The organism is Komarekiella delphini-convector SJRDD-AB1 (assembly GCF_014831675.1).
Lineage (GTDB): Bacteria > Cyanobacteriota > Cyanobacteriia > Cyanobacteriales > Nostocaceae > Komarekiella.
In genome coordinates, this window is sequence record NZ_VJXY01000013.1 from 42,415 (window position 1) to 68,291 (window position 25,877).

Here is a 25,877-nt window from a genome sequence, read left to right on the forward strand (position 1 = left end):
ATTTGTTCGTGTTCGAGACCAATCTGTGCTAGGGTTTCTGCCTATTTCAAATATATGTTGTGCTTGTTGCAGTTGAGTGGAGGTTAAGTTCCCGGTGGTTGGAACTACTTAACCACACATTGATGCATTCCCAGAATTAGGCGATCGCGTGCCAAATGCTCCAAATTCACCTTTTCTCAATAGCTTAATTGCTACGTAGCGGTCATCTAGCATCAGTAGCATACTACAGTGGTACAGTATTTTTGCTGCGCTGTTTTCAGCGTTGTAACATCACCTATGAGCCGCGAAATAGTTTTGTGAGCGTGGACAGCGTAGACGAGTACAGTGAAGTTCCATTTTTTTGTCCTTAGTCAGTTGTCAGTTGCAAAAAGTCAAGAGTTTTTTACTAATAACTACTGGCTATTGACTACTGAATATCAGTTCATTCAACGGGAGTAACCCACTGATCGTCTTTGACGTCTCACGCCACTTGCACCCCTATCAAGAAGTAAGCTACGCACAGCACTGACCGTAGGAAAAGTTATGAAGCTACTCCCGAAGTTCTGTTCGCCCACCGTAGCCTTTCTCTACGGTGCGCTGCGCGAACAGGAAAGCAAGCTACGCATAGAGTCAATCATAGGAGAAGTTCTGTTCGCCTAGGCGAGTCAAGCGGGCCAGATGCTCTGGTGCGGATGCTACGCATAGCCTCCTTAAGAGTAGGGGTATTGAGTACGCTATTACCTCCATCCGGTGCATCTTGCGGGAATTTGTAGAAGCTTCTAAAAGGTTCTGTTTGCATTTACGAAGCAAGCCGACCCTCAGACTTCTCTGTGTAAGTGACTAGCTTCTCTTAATGCCTGACAAAATTTTAGACTCCTCCTGAGTTAGGTGTAGCTGCATCTAATGTAGCTACCACTATATTTTTTTGTGCTAATTTTAACAGATCTTGATTCCATCCAGGATTAGCAAACTGGGGCAAAATTTCCTGACTAAACGCTTCTGCGGCCTTGGATCTATAGCGATTGGGATTAAATATTAGCCACAGTGTTCGTTTGACAACAACACCTTCAATGGGGGCGCAGTGTAGAACGCCCATTTGTAACTCTTTAGCGATCGCCGATGTTGAAACAAAGGCAGCTCCTAAACCAGATTGCACAGCATTTTTAATTGCTTCAATGGAATTTAGTTCCATTTCGACTTTAAAACGTCTTGTATCAATCTCACAGCGTCCTAGCACTTGGTCAATTACCTTGCGAATAGTTGATTGAGAATCTAGAGCGATGAATTGTAATTTATATAGGTCTTCTTTTTGGATTGTTTCAAGTTTGGCAAAGGGATGAAAGACAGGTAAAATCAGCGCTAGTTCGTCTTCAGCGTAGGGAAGAATTTCCAATGATTCAGTCAGTTCACCTGGAATCTCTCCACCGATGATGGCTAGATCAACCTGTCCGTTAGCTACGCTCCAAGCAGTTCGCCGGGTAGAGTGGACATGCAATTGCACAGCCACATCTGGATATCTTTGTCGGAACGTCCCAATCATTCTGGGTAAAAGATACGTGCCGGTGGTTTGAGAAGCGCCGACAATCAAAGTACCGCCTTGGAGATTTTGTAAATCCTCGATCGCGCGGCAGGTTTCTTGACATAGACTGAGGATTTTTTCGCCGTAGCTTAAGAGTAAATGCCCTGCTTCGGTTAATTGTGCACGACGTCCCCCACGGTCAAATAGGGGGACATCCAGCTGCCGTTCTAGATTTTGGACTTGCAAGCTCACGGCAGGTTGGGAGACGTAAAGACTATCAGCGGCGCGCTTGAAGCTGCCTTCTACGGCGATCGCTTTTAGAATACGTAACTGATCTAAAGTGAAAGGAAGGTCAGACATAAGGCTCAACCCACAAACTTTGAAAGGAGCGGTGGCAACAAATCAAGTTTCACAGCAATAAGCCGAGGCTGATTTATTGCATCTTAAACTTGAAGGCTTTACTCGAAAAAGACAGTAACACAACATCTTGACTAAAGTCCTCTTTTGAACACTTTGTGGTATCGGTGTACTGAATTAAGTTTTCTTGAAATTACTTTACCTGTGTATATGATGCTGAATCCTTGGTTAACCCCCAGTCATTTTGTCATACTAGGGTTACAATTAGCTTTTGCGATCGCTCACAGTGGGGGCGCTGCTTTGCGCCCTTGGGCAGAAAAATATATTTCACCAAGGCTTTATCGCGTTCTCTTTGCATTAATCAGCCTAGCGTTGGCTGTGATATTAATTATTTACTTTTTTAACCATCGCTATGACGGTTTGGTGCTTTGGCAGGTGCAGGGAGTACCAGGTGTTCGGGAAGTAGTTTGGATGCTATCAGCGATTTCGTTTTTGTTTTTATATCCTGCTACCTTCAATCTACTAGAAATTGCTGCCATTCAAAAGCCCCAAGTCCATCTCTATGAAACAGGGATTATTCGTATTACCCGTCATCCCCAGATGGTAGGACAAATAATTTGGTGCTTTGCCCATACTCTTTGGCTCGGTACTACCTTTACTTTGGTGACATCAATTGGGTTGGTGTTACACCACTTGTTTGGAGTTTGGCATGGGGATCGCCGTTTGAGTTCCCGCTATGGAGAAGCCTTTGAAATTGTCAAACAACGGACTTCAATTATTCCCTTCCAAGCAATTATTGACGGTCGTCAATCTATCAAATGGCAGGAATTTCTCCGTCCTGCCTATTTTGGAGTTGCTATTTTTGTGGCTTTACTTTGGTGGTCGCACCCTCTGTTGCTGCAAGCAACTAGTAGGATAGGATGGTAATTTTAAATGATCCCCGATCCCCAATATAAGCATGAGATAAAAAGTAGATGGACGTTTGAGCTTATCAACTGCTACCGAATCAATGTAGGATGAGTTTAAACATCTATGAGTGGGAGTGTATTCAGTCGGTTTGAGATTTTATATTGTTAGTTGTTGGTCAGTGGTCTTTCCTGGGGAATAAATGGCAGATCAGTCTACATTTCTAGGCAGCCACGGCAATCAGGAGTTAGAAATCCAAAAAAGCCAGCGCGACTTTCACGGTGGCTTTTTTGTCAGAGACACGTCAACGCGCTTATTTTTTGCTTAATTATCTGTGTCTTGCACATCTGTGTCCTGAGAGCATCTATCGGCAGTTACTGGCTTGCCAATCCCTCAGTGCTGATAGCTAGTTTGATATAAAAACCCTATAATCCAAGAGGCGTCATGGTGTTGTCGGTTAGTGAGCGGACATTTACTCAAGAAGTTTTAGAATCTCCAATTCCTGTTTTAGTTAACTTTGAAGCACCTTGGTGTGGATTGTGTCGTATTATCCAGCCACTATTGTTGCAATTTAAAGCCCAATACGGAGAGGAAATTAAATTAGTTGGGGTTAACGCAGATCAAAATTTTAAATTGTCTACTACCTATAAATTAAAATCACTGCCAACTTTACTATTGATTGAAAATGGTATTGTCCGGCATCGCTTGGAAAGTTTTCGTGGTAGAGAAGATTTACGTTTAGCCTTGGAAGAAATTAAAGTCAGCTACAGCAACAGTCCTAAAAACTACAACAGCTCAAAAACCGCAGATTTGGGATGTCGCTCAGCATAAAGAAAGTTAACAGTCAATCGTCAATAGTCAATAGTCAAAAGTGAGTATTTAAACTCTTGACTATCGACTGTGGGCGATTTAACGAGTCAGTCAAATCTAAAACCATGCTTAACACCCCACCCAATGGTCATTGGGTGGGGTATTTTATCCTAAAGGGTGTGTGTCACAATTATTAACAGTTCCGACTCGAACAGTTTCCTACGACGGACATCGTCTAGAAAACTGTTCTACCTTAGTCAAGAATTCTAAAAGTAGGCGTCAGTGATGGAAGTAATCTATCAGTATGCCTGGCTGATTCCGGTATTACCTCTTTTTGGGGCAATGCTGGTCGGTCTAGGGTTAATCTCGTTGAATCAGGTGACAAACCGCTTGCGGCAGCTTAACGCTGTAGTGATTATTTCCCTGATGGGAGTGGCCATGGGGTTGTCGTTTGCCTTGCTATGGAGTCAAATTCAAGGACACGCGCCTTATATCCGCACTCTGGAATGGGCGGCAGCAGGTAATTTTCATCTGAGCATGGGCTACACTGTTGACCACCTGACAGCCCTAATGCTGGTGATTGTGACAACAGTAGCCTTCCTAGTCATGGTCTATACCGATGGCTATATGGCTCATGATCCCGGTTACGTGCGGTTTTACGCCTATCTCAGCTTGTTTGGCTCCTCAATGTTGGGTCTGGTGGTCAGCCCCAACCTAGTACAGATTTATATTTTCTGGGAACTAGTCGGGATGTGTTCCTACTTGCTGGTCGGCTTTTGGTACGATCGCAAGTCAGCAGCAGATGCCTGCCAAAAAGCATTTGTAACCAACCGTGTGGGTGACTTTGGTCTTCTATTGGGTATTCTGGGGCTGTTCTGGGCAACAGGAAGCTTTGAATTTGATGTGATGGGCGATCGCCTAGCACAACTGGTGCAATCAGGTTCTATCAGCAATTTTCTTGCTGTCCTGTTTGCGATTTTAGTTTTCTTAGGCCCAGTGGCAAAATCCGCTCAATTCCCCCTGCATGTCTGGCTACCAGATGCGATGGAAGGCCCCACCCCCATTTCTGCCCTAATCCATGCGGCAACGATGGTGGCAGCTGGTGTTTTCCTAATTGCCCGGATGTACCCAGTATTTGAACACGTTCCAGCAGCAATGAACGTGATTGCCTTTACTGGGGCGTTTACGGCATTTTTGGGGGCAAGTATTGCTATTACCCAAAACGACATTAAAAAAGGCTTGGCTTACTCTACCATTTCCCAACTCGGTTACATGGTGATGGCAATGGGAGTAGGCTCCTACAGTGCTGGACTTTTCCACCTCATGACACACGCCTATTTCAAGGCGATGCTGTTCTTGGGTTCTGGTTCTGTAATTCACGGCATGGAAGGAGTCGTCGGACACGACCCCGCCTTGGCACAGGATATGCGGTTGATGGGTGGATTGCGGAAGTATATGCCCATCACAGCGATTACCTTTTTAATTGGTTGCTTGGCAATTTCTGGTATCCCGCCTTTTGCTGGGTTCTGGTCAAAAGACGAAATTCTTGGGAATGCCTTTGAGGCTAACCCATTTCTTTGGTTGATCGGCTGGCTAACTGCCGGGATTACTGCTTTCTATATGTTTAGAATGTATTTCTTGACATTTGAAGGTAAATTCCGGGGTAATGACGAGAAAATTCAAGAAAAACTCAAGCAAGCAGCAGCCACAATTGTTCTGGAATTAGAGTCAGCAGAACCAGCCCCGACATTTGGCCCTGGGGCAATGAAAAAAGGAGAATTGGCAGCAATAGGTGCTCACCATGACTCCCATGACTCTCATGGGCATCACAGCGATTCTCCTCATGAATCACCGTGGACAATGACTCTGCCGTTAGCATTGTTGGCTGTGCCTTCGATTTTGATTGGTTTGGTAGGGACTCCCTATGCCAATTACTTCGAGGAGTTTATTTTTCCTCCTAGCGAAACTCTCTCGGAAGTTATAGAAAAAGCTGCTGAGTTTAACCCGACAGAATTTTATATCATGGCGGGGGCTTCAGTCGGAATTTCTTTAATTGCGATTACTTTAGCTTCGCTAATGTATTTGCGGGGTAAAATCGACCCAGCTGCGATCGCTGCTAAAATCAAACCACTTTATGAGTTGTCCCTCAACAAGTGGTACTTTGATGACATTTACCATCGTGTTTTTGTCATCGGCTTGCGTCGCCTAGCCAGACAAGTCATGGAAGTTGACTTCCGCGTTGTCGATGGTGCTGTTAACCTTACAGGTTTTTTCACACTAGTTAGTGGTGAAGGTCTGAAATACCTAGAAAACGGTCGCGCTCAATTCTATGCCTTGATCGTGTTTGGGGCAGTTTTGGGTTTAGTGATTGTCTTTGGTGTTACCTAAATTCAGTGCTGAGTCCTGAGTCCTGAGCAGAATAAGAATTCGGAATCAGCAAGCAGCACCACAAGCGCTATGTTTACTCAGTACTCAACACTTTCAACTCAGCACTCTTAGGATGAAGGCAAGGATATCATTTACCTACCTTCATCTTTCTTTATTTTTCTTAAATCAACCTAACATTGAAGACTAAAGCCCTAAAAAACTGCTAGTTAATAGCTAGTGACTTTTTGCTAAACATGATTTTGATAGCAGACGAATTGCGATGAATACAGCTAATTTTCCGTGGCTGACGACGATTATTCTGTTTCCAATAGCGGCGTCACTATTGATTCCCCTCATCCCGGATAAAGACGGCAAAACAGTGCGCTGGTATTCCCTTATTGTAGGGCTAATAGATTTTGCACTGATTGTTTATGCTTTTTATACCGGGTACGATTTCTCTAATCCAGATTTACAGTTGGTCGAGAGTTACCCCTGGGTACCACAACTAGATTTGAATTGGTCGGTAGGGGCAGATGGCTTGTCCATGCCCCTAATTATTTTGACTGGATTCATTACTACGCTGGCGATTTTAGCAGCTTGGCCTGTTACCTTCAAACCAAAGCTGTTTTACTTCTTGATTCTGGCGATGTATGGCGGTCAGATTGCCGTGTTTGCTGTCCAGGACATGCTGTTGTTTTTCCTGGTGTGGGAACTAGAATTAGTGCCGATATACTTTCTGCTGTCGATTTGGGGAGGCAAAAAGCGGCAGTACGCAGCAACCAAGTTCATTTTATACACCGCTGGCGGTTCGCTGTTTATTTTGCTATCTGCCCTGACAATGGGATTTTACGGCGATACGGTGACGTTCGATATGCGATCGCTCGCCCTCAAAGACTTCGCTCTCAACTTCCAACTTGTCTTATACGCTGGCTTTCTGATTGCCTACGCCGTCAAATTGCCGATCATTCCCTTACACACCTGGCTACCTGATGCCCACGGTGAAGCTACGGCCCCTGTGCATATGTTGTTGGCAGGTATTCTCTTAAAAATGGGCGGTTACGCCTTAATTCGGATGAATGCCCAAATGCTACCCGATGCTCATGCTTATTTCGCACCAGTGTTGGTGATTTTGGGGGTAGTTAATATTATCTATGCTGCCTTAACATCCTTTGCCCAGCGCAACCTCAAGCGGAAAATTGCCTACTCCTCAATTTCCCACATGGGTTTTGTCACCATTGGTATTGCCTCCTTCACAGATTTGGGATTGAGTGGGGCAGTATTGCAAATGGTTTCTCACGGGTTAATTGGGGCGAGTTTATTCTTCCTCGTCGGCGCGACTTATGACCGCACACACACTTTGATGTTGGATGAAATGGGCGGTGTCGGCAAGAGGATGAAGAAGATTTTCGCCATGTTCACTACCTGTTCGATGGCTTCTCTGGCATTACCAGGGATGAGCGGTTTTGTGGCAGAGTTGATGGTGTTTGTGGGTTTTGCTACCAGCGATGCTTATAGTTCTACCTTCAAAGTTATCGTGGTCTTTTTGATGGCAGTTGGAGTGATTTTAACTCCGATTTATCTACTGTCGATGTTGCGGGAAATTTTCTACGGTCAAGAGAATGAGGAACTAGTTTCTCACCAAGAGTTGATAGATGCTGAACCCCGCGAAGTATTTATCATTGCTTGTTTGTTAGTACCAATTATTGGTATTGGTTTCTATCCGAAATTGCTGACTCAGATGTATGACTCCACAACTGTGCAATTAACAGCAAGATTGCGTGATTCCGTGCCAACATTAGCACAACAAACAGAAGTACCAAAGGTTTCTTTGAGTGCGCCAGAAATTGCTAATTAAATAGCGATCGCTAATTTAAATTACCATTTATTTAAGGGCGGGTTTTGTACCTGCCCTTTTTTATGTATCTTTATAACAAGATAGACCACTGTAGAGACGTTGCATTGTAACGTCTCTACAAAAGGATTTGTTGCAATCATTAATTGAATCGGTATTACACAATTAAATTTAATCCAAAGGCACAAGGTTTTTTTGTCGTCTTGACATGAATGTTGCTTATAAATTAACTAAATTTTATAATTTGCGCTGCCTCAATGTTAATTGTATTGTTCTTCAGGGAATTATATCTATAAAGCAACTTGTTGATTGACGGCACAAACCGTAAAAGCTTGTTGCTAAATAAACTTGTTTACAAAAACCTTCATCACAAATATGGAAGTTAAATTAGGATTCGGACAAACCCCAAAACCTCAATATGTCTTTGTTAGCAGAGAACCCGACCACTGTTGGTATATGCTTGCTGAAGATGAAAGACGCATCCCAATTTATGAGAAAGCTTTAACTGGACTAATTACAGGAATAGAAGCAAATAAAAGGGTTGAAACTAAGTTTGGAATAGTTGAAAAAACTGATTTATATATTTTGGCAGACAAACCTTATATTATCCGTTCAGGAAGTGAATCTTACTTTTCTAAAAATTTGTTGTTATCTTTAGATGTGATTACTTCTGAACAACTGCGTAATCCACTGACGATCGCCGTTAGCCCAGGAAATAATAATGTAGTTTTTTGTAATATTTATGATCCAGTTACTTATCGCTCTATAGGTGTTAGTTGTGACGGACACAATGAAATTAACTGGCAAGCTTTGGGACAAACAGTCAGTCTTAAAATCAACGAAAATCACAATTTAAATCAAGAACAAATACAAATATGTACTAATAAAATACCCGTGAATTCTACACATGTCTAATATCTCAAACTGATACATATTTACCACAATTAAACTCGACTACAGAGCGAGGAAAGGGATATTTGTAGTATAAATATGGTAAGTGATCGCACTTTCTTGAACTGATGCCATAAATATTGGGAGTGCGATCGCTTTTAATCTAAATCTTCTTCGGTGAGCGCTTCTTTAGATCAATATCTTCACGCTGGCTGGCGACTTCCAAACAAGCTTGAATCGCATCTAGCAGCATGTCTAATAGATGTTCGTAGCTGTCCCCCAAGTATGACATCCTGGTAAAGCAGGTACGGAACCACACCACACACCGTCTTCTTGCCAGATAACTGCTTTAATTTTCATCGTCAATCATCTCCACAAGATTGCGTCTAAATATTTTAGCGTCAAACTAAGCGCGATCGCCTATCCGCTGCACTCAAATGAGCGATCGCATTAAAAACAAATAAGAATTGGCAACTGCGTTTATTACAGCCTCAAATTTACGGTTCCTGAATTGTTGATCATCGGGTATTTCTGGGAAATATGGGTATAAGGTGATGCCTTATTTTCATTTAAATACCTTTAGAAAAATATTAACTAAGTACTAATCACAATCAGGAGTATTTCATGATTCCAATTATCTTGGGTGCTGCTGCTTTGGCTACTGGAGCCATCGGAGCTCTAAAAGGTGCTGAAGGCGTTGGCAATATGAATCAAGCAAAGGAAATTGGTGAACAGGCTCAACAAAGATACGAAAGTAGCTTACAAAACTTAAAAGCAGCCTGGGAAATTACCAACCAGTCAGCAGAAGTCTATGGTCAAATGCAGCTTCGTATCAAGCAGGGTACAATTTCAAACTTTATAGCTTTTATTGAGAGAATTGGTCAGCGAGCTTCGCAAAACAATCTGGATATCATAGCTGGATTAGACGTCTCCACTCAGCAAATTCAGGAGTACAAAACTGAAGTTATCAAAGCTCAAGAGTGGGTGAAAGGTGGTGTATCAGCAGCCGTTGCGGCCTCAACAGCAGGTTCTAGTGCAGTTACCCTAGCAATGAATGTCGGTAAAGTTCCTGTTTCCAAGTTCTTTGGATTGTGGACTAGTGAAGTCGCCATCTCACAACTTGGTGGTAGCGCCGCTTTGAAGGCGACTATAGCGTGGTTGGGTGGTAGCAGTATGGCAGTTGGTAGTGCTGTATTGGGAGGTATTACACTCGGCCCTGCATTGATGGCTGGAGGTTTTCAACTTGCTGGCAAAGGTGAGGAAGCTTTAACTAAAGCGCGGGAGTATGAAGCTAATGTCAATGTAGAAATTGCCAATATTGAAGCAGCTCAAGATTTTCTATTACAGGTTAAACGGCGAACAGTGGAACTGGCTAATTTAGTGTGTAATTTAAACAACCGTGCTAAAAGCGCACTTCAGCAGCTTGAAGCTCAACCTTTTGATCGCGATCGCGATGCAAGCAAATTTCAAGAGGTAGCACTTTTAATTAAAGCACTTGCAGAAATTATGAAAATTTCTATTTTAGATAATGAAGGAATGTTAAACCCTACAACTTTAACCATCCAAGCTAAATACAGAACTCTAGGAGGTATTTAGCAATGGTTTTACCAAATATCGGTACAATATGTACTGCGGTTAACGCTACAAAATCGTTAGCAAGCATTGTTGTAAGTTACAAGCAAATTGGAGAGCAAGAAGGGAATAAAAGGCGTGAGATAGCAGCTTTGGAAAAAACAAAATCTGTTGACACACTTGCTTCAGATTATACTGAATATAAAATAATTGCCGAACAAGAACAGATAAAGCGGCGAGAAATTGAGGCTTGGGAAAAAGAAACAATCACCAAGATTAATGCTCAACGAGAGTTGCTGATGGCGTATCTAGACCGTTCTTTTGATGAACGTGCAGAAAACTTTCGTGCTTTGTTTGCTGTCGTTGATAGTGCGATCGCATCCGGTAACAACGACCAATTAGCCTTCACCTTAAATTCAATTACAGAAATTGCTAAATCAAGCCCTTTCAAAGACCTTGCTAACTTAGCTTCTGTTCGTGCTGCCTTAGATGATCCAGAGCACGAATGGACATTTTAATTTAACACCGCGATCGCTCTCTCAAAGTATCAAAAAAAGCCTGCTAATGCAGGCTTTTTTGTGTAGTTACAGACACTTAGAGATAATGGCGATCGCCTTCCTACTTCCCATTAGCATCGTCAGTATTTGTTTTTCTCTATCAGCCGCATAGCTTAGGCAAGCCAAAATATCCTCTTGTATCAAATAAGGAAAATCATTCAATATTTCCTCATAGGTCATACCAGAAGCAAGATAAGATAAAACATTATATACAGTAATTCGCCTCTTTCGAATACAAGGCTGACCGCCTCGTTTTCCTGGTTCAATAGTAATAATTCTTTGGTACGGCACAGCCATAAAAATAAATAGATTTAGTTAATTGAAAAGTTAGTAATTATGCATACTTACTAACGTCATACCAGTTAAACTAAAACTTTAGCGATCGCCCTTCGCCTCATTTTCCGATTCGCTCAAGTTCCTCGCGCAATACTCGCCGTAATGTTTCTTCTAAAGGTTCACGGCGCTGCTGAATGTACTCATGTAGAGCATCGTTAATCAAAGTTTGGTAATTTCCCCCACCTGCTGCGTGAACTTGGTCACGAAACCATGCTAATACTTCATCATCTAGGCGAATTGTAATTCGAGTTTTGCCTGTTGGTGTTACTTCAATCGCTCCCCGCTTGCCCTGGCTAAAATCATACTCACCTTCCATAACTTATCCCTCCTCATACTGATTTTGTTCATAGCGCGTAGCTTTGCGGGCAGAAATCAATCGAATCTCATTATTGCGCCATGTATACACAACTACTAAAACTCGACCGAAAGCATCTACCCCAATAGTGATAAACCTCTCCTCATCAAAACGTTCATCTGTGATAGTAATTGCTAAATCGTCAGAAAATACGGTTACTGCATCAGCAAAATTAACGTCATGCTTGTGAAAATTGGCTGCTGCCTTATCTTTATCCCACTGATACGCCATCTAAATCTATTGTATGCACATTCGTGCATATTAGCAGATGACGAGTACTTAACTGGTGTGAGCCGATAACCGTGTACTTTTGTATGTTTGTTTTTAAACCTTAAAAATCATCATCGACGAAGAATTCAGCATCGTCTTCCAATCTAGAATTACCTCGCCCAGAACCAGCAAGTACCCAGAATGGTTGCAGCACTGCCATACCAATTAGCCCCAAGCCGGCACTGAAAGCTAGAACTAAACCTAATGGTATTTGAATTGATTGGAATGTTAAGAATTTTAACGATACGGGTGTGGCATTTTGGACTGAAATAATTGCGATCGCTACTACCCAGATAGCTACCACGAGGGATATCAAAAAAGGAGCCAGAGTTTTCATAATTAGTCCCAAGTTATGACTCCCCTCTCCGTTGATAAAGTTAGGGGTCAGGTTATTTTAAACTGCTACTGCCTCTAGCTTAGCAATCACGCTCTCCATCTCTTGAGCGATTTTGGTAAGTTTTTCAGGAGAGTTGGTTTCCAGGTAAACGCGTACCAGCGGTTCTGTACCGGAAGGACGCAGTAAAATCCAGCTACCTTCTTCTAAATAAAGCTTAATACCGTCTTTACGCCCTACTTCTTTGACTTTAATTCCTGCAACTTCTGTGGGTGGGTTTTTAGTAAAGGAATCAATGACAGCGACTTTGTGAGGCTCGGTGAGGTGTAAGTCAAGACGGTTGTTGTAAAGCGGCCCATTAGCTTCGACGACCGCTTCTTTGACAAGTTGACTCAGCGGTTTGCCTTCATAGGCGATCGCTTCTGCTACTAGCATATCGGCTAAAATTCCGTCTTTTTCAGGAATATGTCCAATAATGCTTAAACCACCTGATTCTTCTCCACCAATTAGTACAGCAGTTTCCCGCATTTTTTCACCAATATATTTAAACCCTACTGGTGTCTCATAAATTGGCAACCCATATTTAGCCGCGAGATTATCCAGTAAATGGGTTGTAGCAACAGTGCGGACTATTGCGCCGCTTTTACCTTTGTTTTTTATTAAATGACGTGCTAAAACTAGCAGCACAGTGTTAGGAGTGAGGACGGTTCCTTGTTCATCAACAATGCCAAAGCGATCGCTATCTCCATCCGTTGCTAAACCCAAATCTGCCTGATCGCGGCGTACTGCTTTCACTAACTCAACTAACTGCTCTCCTTTGGGTTCTGGCATACCGCCGCCGAATAGCACATCCCTCCAAGTATGGAAACTTTCTAAATGAGCGCTGCTGTGTTGCAAAATTTCATCTAAATAACCGCGAGAGGTAGAATATAGCGCATCATACTTAACTTTCAACTGAGCATTCTTGATTCGTTCTACATCCAGTAGGGTGTAGATAAATTTCAGATAATCTGGTTTGGGATCGAAAATGGAAATTGAACCTGATGAACTGCTGCCAGGCAGATCATCCGATGCACCTTCTATATTTGCCACAATAGTATCAGTAATTTCTGGAGTGGCAGGCCCAGCATAATCGGGGATATATTTAATTCCACAGTATGGTGCTGGATTATGGCTAGCAGTAAACATCAACGCCCCAGCTGAATTTAAGTGACGGGCGTTGTAAGCAATTACTGGTGTAGGACAATCCCGCTCAGTAATTTTGACAGCCCAACCCAAATCAGCCAAGACTTGGGCCGCTGTGTGAGCAAACTGGTCAGCTAAAAACCGAGTATCGTAGGCAATGAGTACTGGTCTATCTTTCGTATAGGCTGTTTCTAAGTAACTGGCGATCGCCCTTGCTACTTTCCGCACATTGGGGAATGTAAAGTCATCGGCAATAATCCCTCGCCATCCATCAGTGCCAAATTTTATCTTGCTGGAATTGCTACTGGCCCTCATTTTTGCCACTTTCTCCCGTTCATCATTACTATTAGGAGGCTTCTTACAAGGCTTGTGTAACAGCAAGTATCTCCCAAAGTTCTGTAGGTCATATCCCTACGGGGAAGCGCAGCACCGACCATAGTAAAAGACAAGCCATCTAGCATCGAACTTCTGCTCGTAATGCGGGTCTTACTGCACAACCATTTTTACAGAAAAGTTCCCTTGTGTCTAAAAATACAAGGGCTAGGTAGGCGCAAAGTCTTGTATCTCTCGCCAGTGATCAGACCCTTGGAGAAAGCCTCTACTCAGAGTTCTTAGAAGCCCTCGCTCTGACTTCTCCCCACCGTATTTTCTCTCACTGTTCCTTAGCAATGTCAACCCCCGATCGACCTTTTGCCAGTTATCACCTTTGGTCTTTAGTTGCCCCAGCGACAGGGCAAGAACGCTGGCATTGCCAGATGAGACGGGGGTTTATCAAAGCTCGGCAACACGAACCACAAGTCAAAGCGCTGTTAGCGCAAGCCACTGCACCTCAGCGGATTGGTATATTAGCTCAAAAAGGCGTTTATGAGTTTCATCATCACAGGCATCTGTTGAATCAATCAGATGGTGTAGAAAAAGTTGCCCAGCTACTAAAATTAGGCAACTCAAGTGATCAAGTTCAGCAACGCGTGCTACAAATTTTGAAAAAATATCACGACGCTCCGTTGCTTTTAGATAAACATATTATCCAATTAACTCCGGGCGATGAAGGTTTTCCCAAACCGATTGTGATTGAACAAGAGGATTATTGCTTTCGCTTATATGCGGCTATGGATTGCGTTTTCATTGAGTCTGATAGCACTTTACATATTATAGATTTCAAGACTGGTAAGTCAGCTTTTGACCGACGACAAGCATTAGTTTATTTATTGGCTGCTCGTTATCTTTATCCTGGACGGCACGCTGTTGCATCATTCTATAATTTAGAGATAGGTAAAACGTCTGAACTGATTAGCATTAATAATAGGGAATTAGAATCTTTGGAATTTGACTTAGCTAATATAGCTCACAAGCATCAGCACGATTTGCATAAATATCAAGAAAAAACTAGTAATTTTAGCAAAATCTTTCCCCCAAATCCTGGCTCTCACTGCCGTTTTTGCCCATTTAGCTCTATCTGTGAGTTTGGAGATTTTAAGCCGCCTTATTCACATCCATTGCCAAGTTTAAAAGCTAACAGCTAATTGAGAAATCAGAGGATTGAGGACTCTTTAAGAGAGGAAAAGGTTAAAGGGTAAAGGTATAATTTTTCCCTTTACCCCTTTCCTTTTTCTCTATGCCCAATGCCCCAATTCAAAAAGGCGGTAATTCTTTGAGAATCGTAAACCGAATATGATTAATTGCCAAATCGCCAATAGGGACATCTTCTTTTGTTAGCCGTGTACCTTGACTTGTGACAGTTTCAAAAGAGATACCTTTACCAATTTCAATGTGATACCAGCATAAGCCCATAAAAAAGCGCGTAGGATAAGGGCCAGCGTCCCCAACATCATCAGGATTCGATTCCATTGGCAACCAGCCAAAATTCGGTACGTAGAATTCCAGCCAAACATGATTAAAGTCGGGTTGCAGAGGGACACCTTGGTGTTCGCTATTGGGAGGGCATTTGTATCTACCTACGGTGCGGCAGGGGATGCCATTCAAACGGCATAAAGCAAGTAAAACGCCCACATATTCCCCACAGGAACCAATGCCCCGCTCTAAAACTATATCTGGTGTATCAATGTAGGGTTTAATACCATAGGACAGTTCATCGTAGACGTAGTTGCGGATGCTGTACATTTTCCGCAACACATTAGTTTCAGTACCAATTGCTTCACGGGCGGCACGGCGGACAATGGGAGTATCCATTGCTAAATCGTCATCATCAACTAGGTAGCGAGTTTGCAATTCTGGTGACAGTTCGGGAATATCTTCTACATCTCTGGGCGTGATGCGATACTTAATCCCGCGAACTTCTAAAAGGGCTTTCCAGCCAAATATGTGACGTTCGCCTGGAGTGAGGGCATCAAATTTAAATACTGCTACACGTTGCCCGTCTATAACTTCTTCGGTAAAGGGTAAACCGATGGGTTCAACGTGTTTCACCTTTTGACGCTCAGTTTCGGATGGAAGGGCAATGCGCCATTCGACTTCTGGTAAATAAACCTCGTCTAAGGGAGCAATTTCCTCAGCATAGGACATTTCAATAAGATAACCATTGGAGAGGGCGTAATGTTTATCTGGCTCGTAATGATAATACAGAGGGTGAATAAAAGTCCGATCGCGGTAAGTTAACTCATGATTTGGGTCTGCATTTGGATTATCCCGGATATAAGGCTCCTCAGAGGCATAAGCGATGTAGAGGCTTTCCTGACTTGTATCGCCATTTCTATGTATCGCTATCCCTGTGGGGGATTCAAACGGCGTCAGAACGCTGAATTTGACTTTTCCAGTTGCTCTATCCATCGCGTAAACTGTTTGTTCTGTGCGATCGCAAATCCAAAGCGTTTCCTGGCTGACTGCTAAATTTTCTACTCCAACTCCAGGAGCATAGAACCTGGTAATTTCTTTTCGAGTATCGCGGTCAAAAACCAGAATGTAACCTAATTTTTGCGAGCTGACGTAGACTGTCGATTCCCAAACAGCAACGCCGTCAGCTAGATAAGGCAATGTAGTAAAATGTTCCAGACCTAAAGCAGTGAGTGTGCATAAATAGACACTTTGATCACGAGTTACCCATAGAGTGTCTTCCCACACTGCTAGTCCAGTGACATCACTAAATTCTTTTACTTGATGGGGATTAATAATTTTACTGTTATCAGAAGTAGGATCAATCTCCAGTAGATGCCCCTTAACACTGTCAATAGCAATGAGCCTATCTTTAATGAAAGCAATGCCACACAGGGTAGCAGCAGTCAGCGGTCGAATTATTTTTTGCCCAAACATTTGGCTGGCAGTCAGACTGGGGGGTGCAAAACTCATATTAAGCATGTTTATTTAACGGTTTAGCACGCCTAAAATTAATTGTGGCATATGCTCTGTAACCAAACTTGAAATTTCTATTACTCACAATTATCGGTACAATGTGTTCCGAAAAACTCCTTCGTGAGAAATAACACTATGTCAAAAGCGGACAAATTTGCAAATGTTAAGAATTACATCAATATTTGTTTAGCTTAGTAACGGCTTTAATGTAACTTTAGTTGATGGTTTTCCATGCATCACTAAATTATGATCAAATTTTGTAACCATTTCCTGTGACGTACACGATGTCTGCTAATTCTCTGCCTGAAGGTGCCGCCGTTTGGCATAGTTTAGAAGTTGATAAAGCGCTAGACCTGCTTGATAGTAATGCAGACAGTGGCTTAACACCCCAAGAAATTCAACAGAGGTTGCAAAAATACGGCCCCAATGAACTAGAAGAAAATGCTGGCCGTAGTACTTGGGAAATTTTGCTCGATCAGTTCAAGAACATTATGTTGTTGATGCTGATTGGCGTAGCTCTAATTTCTGGGGTTTTAGACCTCATGGCTTGGCAAGCGGGCGACTTGAAGCCTGGTGAAGTGCCATTTAAAGACACGATCGCGATTATGGCGATTGTAATTCTCAATGGCATACTCGGCTATGTCCAAGAAAGCCGTGCCGAAAAAGCCTTGGCAGCCCTCAAAAAGCTGACTTCTCCCTTAGTGCGAGTCATGCGCGACGGCAGACTAGTGGAAATAGCAGCTAAGGAATTAGTCCCAGGGGATGTAATGCTGCTAGAAGCTGGGATGCAGATAGCCGCAGATGGACGCTTGATCGAACAGTCTAATTTACAAGTGCGAGAGTCGGCACTAACAGGTGAAGCCGAAGCGGTGAGTAAACAGGCAACGCTAAAATTGCCGGAAGAAACAGATTTAGGCGATCGCATTAATTTAGTTTTTCAAGGAACTGAAATAGTCCAAGGACGAGCCAAAGTTCTGGTGACTAACACCGGAATGACAACAGAACTGGGTAAAATTGCTGCCATGTTGCAGGCGGTGGAAAGTGAACCGACCCCCTTGCAACAGCGAATGACTCAATTGGGCAATGTCCTAGTTACAGGTTCTTTGATTCTTGTCGCGATCGTTGTGATTGCTGGTGTCATCCAGGCAAGAGGTTTTAGCAATATCCAAGAACTCTTGGAAATCTCCTTGAGTATGGCCGTTGCTGTAGTGCCAGAAGGTTTGCCTGCCGTGATCACCGTCACCTTGGCACTGGGAACTCAGCGAATGGTGCGCCAGAATGCTTTGATTCGCAAATTGCCAGCAGTGGAAACATTGGGTTCTGTTACTACTATCTGTTCTGATAAAACTGGCACCCTGACTCAAAATAAAATGGTGGTGCAATCGGTTTTCACCAATAACAGGACTTTTCGTGTCACGGGAGAAGGTTATGCTCCCACAGGGGATTTTCAGTTAGATGGTCAAAAAATAGCCGTAGATGAGCACCCAGAAATTTCAGCTTTGCTAGTTGCTTGTGCTGTTTGTAATGATTCAGTGCTGCAACAAAACAATGGGCAATGGACGATTTTGGGAGATCCTACAGAAGGTGCATTAGTAACACTGGCGGGAAAAGCTGGAATCGAAAAAGACCAGTGGAATAGTAAATTACCCCGCGTTGGTGAGTTTCCCTTTTCCTCAGAACGCAAGCGAATGAGTGTGATTTCTCAGGTGGAGGAAGTAGCGTCAGGTGGATCGCCTTTGACAGCAGTTGACCCTGCGATCGCTGGCTTTTTAGAATCTGAAAAGTACTTAATGTTTACCAAAGGTTCTCCAGAGTTAACTTTGGAACGTTCCGCTAAAATTCATCTGGGCAATCACTCAGTCCCCTTAACCGATGAGCAACGCCAACAAATTCTCGTAGAAAATGAGCAAATGGCGAGCAAAGGGTTGCGGGTATTAGGTTTTGCCTACAAGCCTCTTGCAGAAATTCCGCCGGAAGGTTCGGATGAGACATCTGAGCAAGGCTTGGTATGGCTGGGATTGGTAGGAATGTTAGATGCGCCACGCCCAGAGGTCAGAGCAGCAGTACAAGAGTGCCGGGATGCAGGCATTCGTCCAGTCATGATTACTGGCGATCACCAGTTAACAGCAAGAGCGATCGCTACAGATTTAGGAATTGCCGAGGAAGGCTCACGCGTCCTCACAGGTCAAGAATTGCAACGGATGAGTGACCAAGAACTAGAGCAAAACGTTGACCTGGTGAGCATCTATGCAAGAGTTGCCCCAGAACACAAACTGCGAATTGTCCAAGCGCTGCAACGCCGAGGCAGATTTGTCGCCATGACAGGTGATGGCGTCAACGACGCCCCAGCCCTCAAACAAGCTGATATCGGTATTGCAATGGGCATCACCGGCACAGATGTGAGCAAAGAAGCCAGCGACATGGTGTTACTTGATGACAACTTTGCCACCATTGTCACTGCTACCAAGGAAGGTAGAGTTGTTTACACTAATATCCGCCGCTTTATCAAATACATCTTGGGTAGTAACATCGGCGAAGTGCTGACGATCGCCGCTGCGCCCTTAATTGGTTTGGGAGGCGTTCCCCTAACTCCTTTGCAAATTTTGTGGATGAACTTGGTTACAGATGGTTTACCAGCTCTTGCCTTAGCTGTGGAACCCCCAGAACCAGATGTTATGAAACGTCCGCCTTTTAGTCCCCGCGAAAGTATTTTTGCTAGGGGATTGGGTTCTTACATGATTCGCATTGGCATCATTTTTGCTATCATCAGCATTTCCTTGATGTGGTGGGCTTACAACTATACCCATGCAGCTGGGTATCAAGGTAATCCCGACGCTTGGAAGACAATGGTATTTACTACCCTGTGTATTGCCCAAATGGGTCATGCGATCGCTATTCGCTCCAATAACCGACTAACTATCGAGATGAATCCCTTCTCGAATATCTTTGTATTGGCGGCTGTTGTCGTGACAACTATTTTGCAGCTGATGCTAGTTTACGTCCCACCCCTGAGAAATTTCTTTGGCACTCACTGGCTAAGTCCAACGGAATTGGGGGTTTGTATTGGCTTCAGTTCCTTAATGTTTGTTTGGGTTGAATTGGAGAAGCTATTTTTGCGGTTTATGGGCAAGAAGGCTGTGTGATGGGGCATTTATTGGGCATTGGGGAAAGGGAAAGGGGGAAAGGGGTAAGGGGGAGGAAAAACCCTCCACTTACCCTTTAACCTTTTCCTCCTCTTAAGATTCCCTAGTACCCAATTCCCAGTACCCAGTACCCAATCCCCGCTATGTACCTCAAAACCCTTCACCTCCGACAGTTTCGCAATTACCAAGAGCAAAAGGTTGAGTTTAGTGCTGCCAAAACAATTTTGGTAGGTAATAACGCTCAGGGAAAGTCTAACTTGTTAGAAGCAGTGGAGTTGTTGGCAACATTGCGATCGCACCGGATGGCACGCGATCGCGATTTAGTCAAAGAAGGGGAAGTCATATCCCAAATTAATGCCACTCTAGAACGACAAACGGGTGTTAGTGAACTGACTTTAACTCTCCGCCGTAATGGTCGCCGTAGCGTTGCAATCAATGGCGAATCTGTACGTCGGCAAATGGATTTTCTTGGCGTTCTGAATGCAGTACAGTTTTCCAGCCTAGATTTAGATTTGGTACGCGGTGGCCCTGAAGGTCGCCGCAACTGGTTAGATACCCTACTAATCCAACTCGAACCAGTTTATGCTTACATTTTGCAGCAATATAACCAGGTATTGCGGCAGCGCAATGCTTTTTTAAAACGCCATGTAGAGACGTTGCATGCAACCTCTCTACACTCCGAACAATTAGCCGTGTGGGATGCACAGTTAGCTACCACAGGAACACGAGTCATTAGACGACGCGATCGCGCCATCCAGCGACTAGCTCCCATCGCTACTGCTTGGCACGCCAGTATCAGTGGTAGCACAGAAGTTTTGCAAATCAAATATACACCTAGTATTCCTTTAGAGCAAAATAATCCAGAAGAAGTACAACAAGCTTTTTTGGAAAAAATTCAACAACGAGCCGTTGCCGAACTTCATCAAGGTACTACTCTTGTTGGGCCTCATCGCGATGAAGTAGAATTAACTATTAACCAGACACCTGCACGTCAATACGGTTCTCAAGGTCAACAAAGAACGCTAGTTCTAGCCTTAAAATTAGCAGAATTACAACTAATTGAAGAAGTCGTCAAAGAGCCGCCGCTACTATTGCTTGATGATGTTCTCGCCGAACTAGATCCATCTCGCCAAAATCAATTGCTTGATGCTATTCAAGATCGCTTTCAAACCCTGATCACTACCACTCATTTAAGTTCTTTTGATTCTCAGTGGTTAAACTCCTCCCAAATTCTTTTTGTGAAGGCAGGAGAAATATCACCGAAGTAGTCATTAGTCATTGGTTCATCACAAATAACAAATGATAAAAGACAAATGACAAATGACAATTCATATATACCTAAAATAAATGACATAGTAGATGAAAATGAAATTGCATCACTAGGTGCATCATTACGAGCAATTGAGCAAAATTCACTAAAACAAGGATCTAAAACTGCTACAAAAAGAATTTGGTTTCAAGGTGAAGAACCTTATTTTGATGTTTTCTTGGAATTACATAATAATGAAATAATATGGTTTCAATTTACATTACGTGGTAAATCGCTTTCTTGGGATATTAAAAAACCTGGATGGCAAACAGGTAATACTGACGAATTAAATATTAACGATGTTAGTTTTTATGCAGCTACTAAAACAATTGAAAGTGACAATAAAGTTGATGAAGAATTTATCAAGTTAGTAAAATCAATTCTTCGAACTAGGGCGGAGGAAACAATTTTTTCGAAGATGTTGGTGTTATTTCATTAGTGATTCGTCCTTTGTAAGGATTAACTAATAACTATTGACGTTTTTCTAATCTTTTAAAAACGTTGAGAACTAAATAAGTTAGTACAGCACCAATTAATCCTAACTGCCACAAACCACACCCAGCAGCTATTCCCAAAGCAGCCGAAACCCAAATAGCCGCCGCTGACGTCAGTCCTTTAACTTCAAATTGCTGTGATTGTTGGGAAGAATGGCTTACAATTTCCCCAGCACCAAGAAATCCCACGCCAGCGGCAATACCCTGTATTACACGACTGAGAGCATCAGGACTAGATTGCAATCCATCTATCTGTAGAGGTATAACAGTAAAAATCGCTGAACCAAGACTTACTAGAATATGAGTTCTTAATCCAGCTGGTTTGCGCTTAGCTTCGCGCTCTAAGCCGATAATTGCTCCGATAAGCAACGCAATACACAGCCTGAAACTTATATTCAGCCAATCGTGACTTGAAAGGTAGAAAGTGCTTGACAATTTAGCTTGGTCTGGTACGAAGAAGCCTTAATATTTTAAGTTAATTAGTAATTTATTTCAATAAATACTATAAAAATATTCCTTCCATTTATGGAGTTTACTAAAACAATGTATGTATCTTTTGGATTAATCCCATTGGAAAAAACTTTTTAACGCATGAATCAATCTCCTCAATTTGTTTAATTTTTCTGGTTAAAGGTTTATTTTTGCCAATAAATATTTAAATAAGTCAAGACTTTCAACTTTATTAAAAGGTTTTTTAATCATTTTAAATGATTAACATAAAATATTTTATTTCAAACGGTTAACTTTAATCATACACTCAATAATTAAATACGATATTGCTATGTACAACTTGCTCAAACAACTAAACCACTCATAACAGGGAAGGAGGTGAATAAAGAAAAAAATGTTTGATAAAAGAGTTGAATGACAGTGAGACATCATGTAACTAGCAATTAACCACTAATTAGGTTGACACAATTGAACGTAAATACTGGAAACTCGTCCTAGATAAGGAGTCAGTGGATTGATGGCTGACAATTTACCAGGAGGCAATGGCTGTGGCTACAAACTGACAACTAACAAATTGAGTGGACAAACTTTACTGGCTTGACCAAATTAAACTACAAGACCGCACCGAAGTGGGTGACAAAGCATTTTACTTGAGCAGAATTATGCAGCGTGGCTATCCGGTAGTGCGTGGTTTTGTAGTTCCGGCAGAAATTTTGCGACAATTTCTCGAAAATCTCAACAGTTCAGAGTCATTAGTCGCTGACTTACCATATTCTTCGTTGCACTTGGATGTAGCTAATTGGCGTCAACTTCAACAAGTGGCTGGTCGCTTGCGTCAGGAAATTATCACTGCGAAAGTGCCACAGCAGTGGGTAAATACAATTTTCAAAGCGGCTAGAGAATGGCAAACTGGCTGTTTGATTTTTCGACCTACTGTGGCTGTATCAACAACTACCCAGGTTAAGGCAAATGTATCTGGGTTGTTGGAGTCAGTGTTTTGTCATTGTAATCAGGAAGATATTGCCCTTGCATTAAAGCGTACTTGGAGCCAGCTATTTCGTGCTAGAAGTCTCCTATATTGGCAGCGCACAGGAATTAATCTGCAACAAATTAATTTAGCGGTATTGGTGCAACCTGTTGAAAATGCGATCGCCAGTGGCGTATTTAAAGCTAACTCCTCTAGGTATGAAATTAAAGCTACTTGGGGATTAGGAATAGCGATCGCTCACGGTGAAGTCATACCAGATGTCTACTACATTCAAAATGAAACTGGGGTTGTACAAGAGCAACATCTGGGCAATAAAATGCTGGCTTATCGTGTTGATAATGAGACACAACTGGCTTTTACACAGCATGTATCAAAGCCAGTGTTAACGCCAGATCACACTTGTCTAGTTGCCTACCTACTTGAGGAATCCCAACAAAAACAATACGCTTTACAAGAAGAATACTTACAGCAAGTAATAGCTCTGGGGAATCAACTAGTGAGTGAACTAGGTAAAGAGTTTACCATTAAGTGGACTATCGCTCAGGGAACTCTAAATAATAAGCTTTACATCACACAAGCTCCTGCTCCCCAATCTGTAATTCCCAATAAGCACTTCATCAAGGGATTAGGGGCGGCAGGAGGACGTATTGTAGCGACTGCCCATGTGATAATCAATTCACAACAAAAACCAGAACAACTACCCAAGGGAGTAATTTTAATAATATCAACGATTACACCTGATTGGCTACCGTTACTTCAACAAGTTGCTGGTATTATTACGGAACAGGGAGGATTAACCAGTCACGCTGCGATTTTAGCTAGAGAATTGGGTCTTGTAGCAGTAGTGAGCGCCACATCTGCCACAAGTTTAATTAAAACTGGCGAACGACTGCTAGTAGATGGCGACAGGGGAGAAGTTTATCGGATTAGAGGAGAAGGAAATGGGGAGAGAGGAAGAGGGCGAGATAGGGAAAAGGAAAGAGGGAAAGCAGCAGAGAAGGGAAGAGAGGGAGAAAATTCTCTTTTCCCTTATTCCCCCGCCCTTCCATCTCTCCATCCGATTACTCCTTACCCATCCATGAATGCTACACAATTGCTGGTTAATTTGAGCCAGTCTAACTTGATAGAGCAAGTGCAAAACTTGCCTGTGGATGGTGTGGGATTATTGCGTTCAGAATTAATGGTATTAACTATATTAGAGGGACAACATCCTAATAGTTGGCTCTTAAGCGGGCGTCAGACAGAATTGTTAGAACGCTGGTCAGAGCAGATAATGCAGTTTGCTCATGCTTTTGCACCAAGACCTGTTTTTTATCGTTCTTTAGATTGGCGATCGCAGGATTTACCATCATTGAGTGATATAAAATATTTACCACAGTCAATGTTGGGTGAACGTGGCACTTTTAGCTATTTACGAAATCCCGCAGTGTTTGAGTTAGAATTGAAGGCTTTGGCGACTGTACAGCAAGCTGGCTACAGCAATATCCATTTACTATTGCCTTTTGTTCGGACTGTGGAAGAGTTTGTCTTTTGTCGCCGCAAAGTTGAGCAAGCAGGGTTAAATGAAGTGTCCCAGTTTCAACTGTGGATGATGGCAGAAGTGCCAAGCGTACTATTTTTACTTCCAGAATACGTCAAAGCAGGTGTAGCCGGGATTTCTATTGGTACAAATGACCTGACACAATTGTTGTTGGGAGTAGATCGGGAGCATGGACAACTAGCAAAAGTATTTGATGAACGTCAGCCGGCGGTAATGGGTGCGATCGCCCAACTTATCCAAATGGCGCAAAGTGCGGGGATACCTTGTTCAATCTGCGGTCAAGCACCAGCTATCTATCCAGAAATCATTGATAAGCTGGTGCAATGGGGCATTACTTCTATTTCCGTTGAACCGGAAGCAGTAGCGCGAACATATCAAGCGATCGCTCGTGCCGAACAACGCCTGATTTTAGAAGTGGCGCGACGGGAATTGGGAGAGGGCAAGTGGAAGAGTGGAACAGTAGGGGAGTAATTTAGAATTTTGAGTGTATTTTTACTTGATGTATCCAGTTTCGCGTAAAAATTTACGTAAATCTGCGAAGTATTTAGTACGATCTCGTCCTTTATAAGTTTGCTGTACACGTTGCCAACCATCCTGTCCTTGACCCAGCATATATTTATTTGCCAAGTAAGGAGCTAAAAAGCCCTTGCCGTCATCACCTTGCTTGCGCGCTTCTAAAAAAGTTTGCCATAACTCAGAGGCGTCATTGTAGATTAATTTAGGATAGCGACGGGTAACATCAATCATCTTGCCTTGGCGATACTGCCAAATTTGTAAGGGATAGCCAGAAGCGGCATAGCTACTAAAAGCATAGGCAAAGCGATCGTCTCGACTTTCAAACTCTGGTAAACCGTCCTGATCTAAATCTCTGAGTCGATAGCCACCATTACCCCATTCGTGGCGAATCTTTTGATACTGCTTAGCTTGACTGTTGTAGCGGTAAATTAATGAATAAGTACAACAGTGTGCTCCACCTGTATAGAAATCAGCAATTACTTCCGGTTCTTTATTGCCGTCCAAGTCTAACACTGGCAACTTGTTTTTTTGTTCTTCAAACAATCCTCCCACAGGTCTGTCATATTCATTTTCTTGGGGTAACTTTTGCTCAAAAACACTATTACCTGCTCGAATAATTTTTAACCTAACATTTTTATACTGGTATTCTTGTGGCTGATCGTAGGATATTTCTGCCCGCACATTGCCCGATTGTCCAGTCATTGTTTCTGCTATAGCAGGCTGGCTGAATCTAGCCGCCGCACTCAAAAGAGCTAAACCGATTAGAGATTGACTAATAGAAAAACGAATAGTCTTCATTAGTGGTGTTGTATATAGTACAGTTAAATTTATACAACACCGT

23 protein-coding genes are annotated in these 25,877 nt (G+C 42.7%); 13 read left to right on the forward strand and 10 right to left on the reverse strand.

The window, feature by feature from the left end; genetic code table 11:
* Positions 1 to 847: 847 nt before the first annotated feature.
* Positions 848 to 1,858, reverse strand: a complete 1,011-nt coding sequence (locus FNW02_RS13675) for a LysR family transcriptional regulator (RefSeq protein WP_191758090.1) — start codon at positions 1,856 to 1,858, stop codon at positions 848 to 850.
* Between the two features lie 207 nt (positions 1,859 to 2,065).
* Between FNW02_RS13675 and FNW02_RS13680 the strand changes: the two genes are divergently transcribed.
* The 6 genes from FNW02_RS13680 to FNW02_RS13700 all read left to right on the forward strand — a co-directional run bounded on the left by FNW02_RS13680 (position 2,066) and on the right by FNW02_RS13700 (position 8,705).
* Positions 2,066 to 2,782: an NnrU family protein gene (locus FNW02_RS13680; protein ID WP_191758194.1), complete on the forward strand. Its 717-nt coding sequence runs from the start codon at positions 2,066 to 2,068 to the stop codon at positions 2,780 to 2,782.
* 181 nt (positions 2,783 to 2,963) lie between these two features.
* Positions 2,964 to 3,089: a hypothetical protein gene (locus FNW02_RS39560; protein WP_263627748.1), complete on the forward strand. Its 126-nt coding sequence runs from the start codon at positions 2,964 to 2,966 to the stop codon at positions 3,087 to 3,089.
* Between the two features lie 116 nt (positions 3,090 to 3,205).
* Entirely contained in the window at positions 3,206 to 3,592 is a 387-nt protein-coding gene (locus tag FNW02_RS13685; RefSeq protein ID WP_191758091.1) for a thioredoxin family protein, read from the forward strand.
* A 264-nt stretch (positions 3,593 to 3,856) separates the two neighbouring features.
* Complete coding sequence (locus FNW02_RS13690) at positions 3,857 to 5,959, forward strand: NAD(P)H-quinone oxidoreductase subunit 5 (protein WP_191758092.1); 2,103 nt, start codon at positions 3,857 to 3,859, stop codon at positions 5,957 to 5,959.
* A 259-nt stretch (positions 5,960 to 6,218) separates the two neighbouring features.
* On the forward strand, positions 6,219 to 7,793 hold the full coding sequence (gene ndhD1 / locus FNW02_RS13695; protein WP_191758093.1) for a photosynthetic/respiratory NAD(P)H-quinone oxidoreductase subunit D1: 1,575 nt from the start codon (positions 6,219 to 6,221) through the stop codon (positions 7,791 to 7,793).
* A 372-nt stretch (positions 7,794 to 8,165) separates the two neighbouring features.
* Positions 8,166 to 8,705, forward strand: a complete 540-nt coding sequence (locus FNW02_RS13700; RefSeq protein ID WP_191758094.1) for a hypothetical protein — start codon at positions 8,166 to 8,168, stop codon at positions 8,703 to 8,705.
* Positions 8,706 to 8,936: 231 nt separating this feature from the next.
* Here the strand turns inward: FNW02_RS13700 and FNW02_RS40130 are convergent, their stop codons facing one another.
* On the reverse strand, positions 8,937 to 9,041 hold the full coding sequence (locus tag FNW02_RS40130) for a type II toxin-antitoxin system HicB family antitoxin (RefSeq protein ID WP_431356807.1): 105 nt from the start codon (positions 9,039 to 9,041) through the stop codon (positions 8,937 to 8,939).
* A 264-nt stretch (positions 9,042 to 9,305) separates the two neighbouring features.
* Between FNW02_RS40130 and FNW02_RS13710 the strand changes: the two genes are divergently transcribed.
* A complete protein-coding gene (locus tag FNW02_RS13710) occupies positions 9,306 to 10,277 on the forward strand; it encodes a hypothetical protein (protein ID WP_191758095.1) in 972 nt (323 codons plus the stop codon).
* Positions 10,278 to 10,279: 2 nt separating this feature from the next.
* The gene (locus FNW02_RS38630) at positions 10,280 to 10,771 is read left to right on the forward strand and encodes a hypothetical protein (protein WP_225225631.1); all 492 of its coding nucleotides are present in this window, start codon (positions 10,280 to 10,282) and stop codon (positions 10,769 to 10,771) included.
* Positions 10,772 to 10,837: 66 nt separating this feature from the next.
* On the opposite strand, the gene FNW02_RS13720 is transcribed toward FNW02_RS38630, so the two are convergent.
* The 5 genes from FNW02_RS13720 to FNW02_RS13740 all read right to left on the reverse strand — a co-directional run bounded on the left by FNW02_RS13720 (position 10,838) and on the right by FNW02_RS13740 (position 13,605).
* Positions 10,838 to 11,101, reverse strand: a complete 264-nt coding sequence (locus tag FNW02_RS13720) for a DUF433 domain-containing protein (RefSeq protein ID WP_191758196.1) — start codon at positions 11,099 to 11,101, stop codon at positions 10,838 to 10,840.
* A gap of 103 nt (positions 11,102 to 11,204) precedes the next feature.
* A complete protein-coding gene (locus FNW02_RS13725) occupies positions 11,205 to 11,462 on the reverse strand; it encodes a BrnA antitoxin family protein (protein WP_191758096.1) in 258 nt (85 codons plus the stop codon).
* 3 nt (positions 11,463 to 11,465) lie between these two features.
* Positions 11,466 to 11,732, reverse strand: coding sequence for a BrnT family toxin (locus FNW02_RS13730; protein ID WP_191758097.1), 267 nt, complete (start codon positions 11,730 to 11,732; stop codon positions 11,466 to 11,468).
* 100 nt (positions 11,733 to 11,832) lie between these two features.
* A complete protein-coding gene (locus tag FNW02_RS13735) occupies positions 11,833 to 12,108 on the reverse strand; it encodes a LapA family protein (RefSeq protein ID WP_191758098.1) in 276 nt (91 codons plus the stop codon).
* A gap of 57 nt (positions 12,109 to 12,165) precedes the next feature.
* Entirely contained in the window at positions 12,166 to 13,605 is a 1,440-nt protein-coding gene (locus tag FNW02_RS13740) for a phosphoglucomutase/phosphomannomutase family protein (RefSeq protein WP_191758197.1), read from the reverse strand.
* A 353-nt stretch (positions 13,606 to 13,958) separates the two neighbouring features.
* Between FNW02_RS13740 and FNW02_RS13745 the strand changes: the two genes are divergently transcribed.
* Positions 13,959 to 14,813, forward strand: coding sequence for a PD-(D/E)XK nuclease family protein (locus FNW02_RS13745; RefSeq protein ID WP_191758099.1), 855 nt, complete (start codon positions 13,959 to 13,961; stop codon positions 14,811 to 14,813).
* 109 nt (positions 14,814 to 14,922) lie between these two features.
* On the opposite strand, the gene FNW02_RS13750 is transcribed toward FNW02_RS13745, so the two are convergent.
* The gene (locus FNW02_RS13750) at positions 14,923 to 16,593 is read right to left on the reverse strand and encodes a transglutaminase domain-containing protein (RefSeq protein WP_191758100.1); all 1,671 of its coding nucleotides are present in this window, start codon (positions 16,591 to 16,593) and stop codon (positions 14,923 to 14,925) included.
* Positions 16,594 to 16,880: 287 nt separating this feature from the next.
* Between FNW02_RS13750 and FNW02_RS13755 the strand changes: the two genes are divergently transcribed.
* The 3 genes from FNW02_RS13755 to FNW02_RS13765 all read left to right on the forward strand — a co-directional run bounded on the left by FNW02_RS13755 (position 16,881) and on the right by FNW02_RS13765 (position 21,487).
* Positions 16,881 to 19,739, forward strand: coding sequence for a cation-translocating P-type ATPase (locus FNW02_RS13755; protein ID WP_191758101.1), 2,859 nt, complete (start codon positions 16,881 to 16,883; stop codon positions 19,737 to 19,739).
* A gap of 143 nt (positions 19,740 to 19,882) precedes the next feature.
* A complete protein-coding gene (gene recF, locus FNW02_RS13760) occupies positions 19,883 to 21,007 on the forward strand; it encodes a DNA replication/repair protein RecF (protein WP_191758102.1) in 1,125 nt (374 codons plus the stop codon).
* 45 nt (positions 21,008 to 21,052) lie between these two features.
* Positions 21,053 to 21,487: a hypothetical protein gene (locus FNW02_RS13765; protein ID WP_225225633.1), complete on the forward strand. Its 435-nt coding sequence runs from the start codon at positions 21,053 to 21,055 to the stop codon at positions 21,485 to 21,487.
* Between the two features lie 31 nt (positions 21,488 to 21,518).
* On the opposite strand, the gene FNW02_RS13770 is transcribed toward FNW02_RS13765, so the two are convergent.
* Positions 21,519 to 21,917, reverse strand: a complete 399-nt coding sequence (locus FNW02_RS13770; protein ID WP_431356808.1) for an MgtC/SapB family protein — start codon at positions 21,915 to 21,917, stop codon at positions 21,519 to 21,521.
* Positions 21,918 to 22,570: 653 nt separating this feature from the next.
* Here FNW02_RS13770 and FNW02_RS13775 point away from each other — a divergent pair.
* Entirely contained in the window at positions 22,571 to 24,991 is a 2,421-nt protein-coding gene (locus FNW02_RS13775) for a putative PEP-binding protein (protein ID WP_191758104.1), read from the forward strand.
* A 21-nt stretch (positions 24,992 to 25,012) separates the two neighbouring features.
* Here the strand turns inward: FNW02_RS13775 and FNW02_RS13780 are convergent, their stop codons facing one another.
* Positions 25,013 to 25,834, reverse strand: a complete 822-nt coding sequence (locus FNW02_RS13780) for a hypothetical protein (protein WP_191758105.1) — start codon at positions 25,832 to 25,834, stop codon at positions 25,013 to 25,015.
* Between the last annotated feature and the right edge of the window lie 43 nt (positions 25,835 to 25,877).

Coding starts and splice junctions, on each gene's coding strand:
- FNW02_RS13730 (WP_191758097.1), bottom strand. CDS start 11,732: ATGGCGTATCAGTGGGATAAAGATAAGGCAGCAGCCAATTTTCACAAG.
- FNW02_RS38630 (WP_225225631.1), top strand. CDS start 10,280: ATGGTTTTACCAAATATCGGTACAATATGTACTGCGGTTAACGCTACA.
- FNW02_RS13685 (WP_191758091.1), top strand. CDS start 3,206: ATGGTGTTGTCGGTTAGTGAGCGGACATTTACTCAAGAAGTTTTAGAA.
- FNW02_RS13710 (WP_191758095.1), top strand. CDS start 9,306: ATGATTCCAATTATCTTGGGTGCTGCTGCTTTGGCTACTGGAGCCATC.
- FNW02_RS13700 (WP_191758094.1), top strand. CDS start 8,166: ATGGAAGTTAAATTAGGATTCGGACAAACCCCAAAACCTCAATATGTC.
- FNW02_RS13735 (WP_191758098.1), bottom strand. CDS start 12,108: ATGAAAACTCTGGCTCCTTTTTTGATATCCCTCGTGGTAGCTATCTGG.
- FNW02_RS13750 (WP_191758100.1), bottom strand. CDS start 16,593: ATGAGTTTTGCACCCCCCAGTCTGACTGCCAGCCAAATGTTTGGGCAA.
- FNW02_RS39560 (WP_263627748.1), top strand. CDS start 2,964: ATGGCAGATCAGTCTACATTTCTAGGCAGCCACGGCAATCAGGAGTTA.
- FNW02_RS13690 (WP_191758092.1), top strand. CDS start 3,857: ATGGAAGTAATCTATCAGTATGCCTGGCTGATTCCGGTATTACCTCTT.
- FNW02_RS13780 (WP_191758105.1), bottom strand. CDS start 25,834: ATGAAGACTATTCGTTTTTCTATTAGTCAATCTCTAATCGGTTTAGCT.
- FNW02_RS13680 (WP_191758194.1), top strand. CDS start 2,066: ATGATGCTGAATCCTTGGTTAACCCCCAGTCATTTTGTCATACTAGGG.
- recF (WP_191758102.1), top strand. CDS start 19,883: ATGTACCTCAAAACCCTTCACCTCCGACAGTTTCGCAATTACCAAGAG.
- FNW02_RS13765 (WP_225225633.1), top strand. CDS start 21,053: ATGACAAATGACAATTCATATATACCTAAAATAAATGACATAGTAGAT.
- FNW02_RS13725 (WP_191758096.1), bottom strand. CDS start 11,462: ATGGAAGGTGAGTATGATTTTAGCCAGGGCAAGCGGGGAGCGATTGAA.
- FNW02_RS13740 (WP_191758197.1), bottom strand. CDS start 13,605: ATGAGGGCCAGTAGCAATTCCAGCAAGATAAAATTTGGCACTGATGGA.
- FNW02_RS13675 (WP_191758090.1), bottom strand. CDS start 1,858: ATGTCTGACCTTCCTTTCACTTTAGATCAGTTACGTATTCTAAAAGCG.
- FNW02_RS13755 (WP_191758101.1), top strand. CDS start 16,881: ATGTCTGCTAATTCTCTGCCTGAAGGTGCCGCCGTTTGGCATAGTTTA.
- ndhD1 (WP_191758093.1), top strand. CDS start 6,219: ATGAATACAGCTAATTTTCCGTGGCTGACGACGATTATTCTGTTTCCA.
- FNW02_RS40130 (WP_431356807.1), bottom strand. CDS start 9,041: ATGAAAATTAAAGCAGTTATCTGGCAAGAAGACGGTGTGTGGTGTGGT.
- FNW02_RS13745 (WP_191758099.1), top strand. CDS start 13,959: ATGTCAACCCCCGATCGACCTTTTGCCAGTTATCACCTTTGGTCTTTA.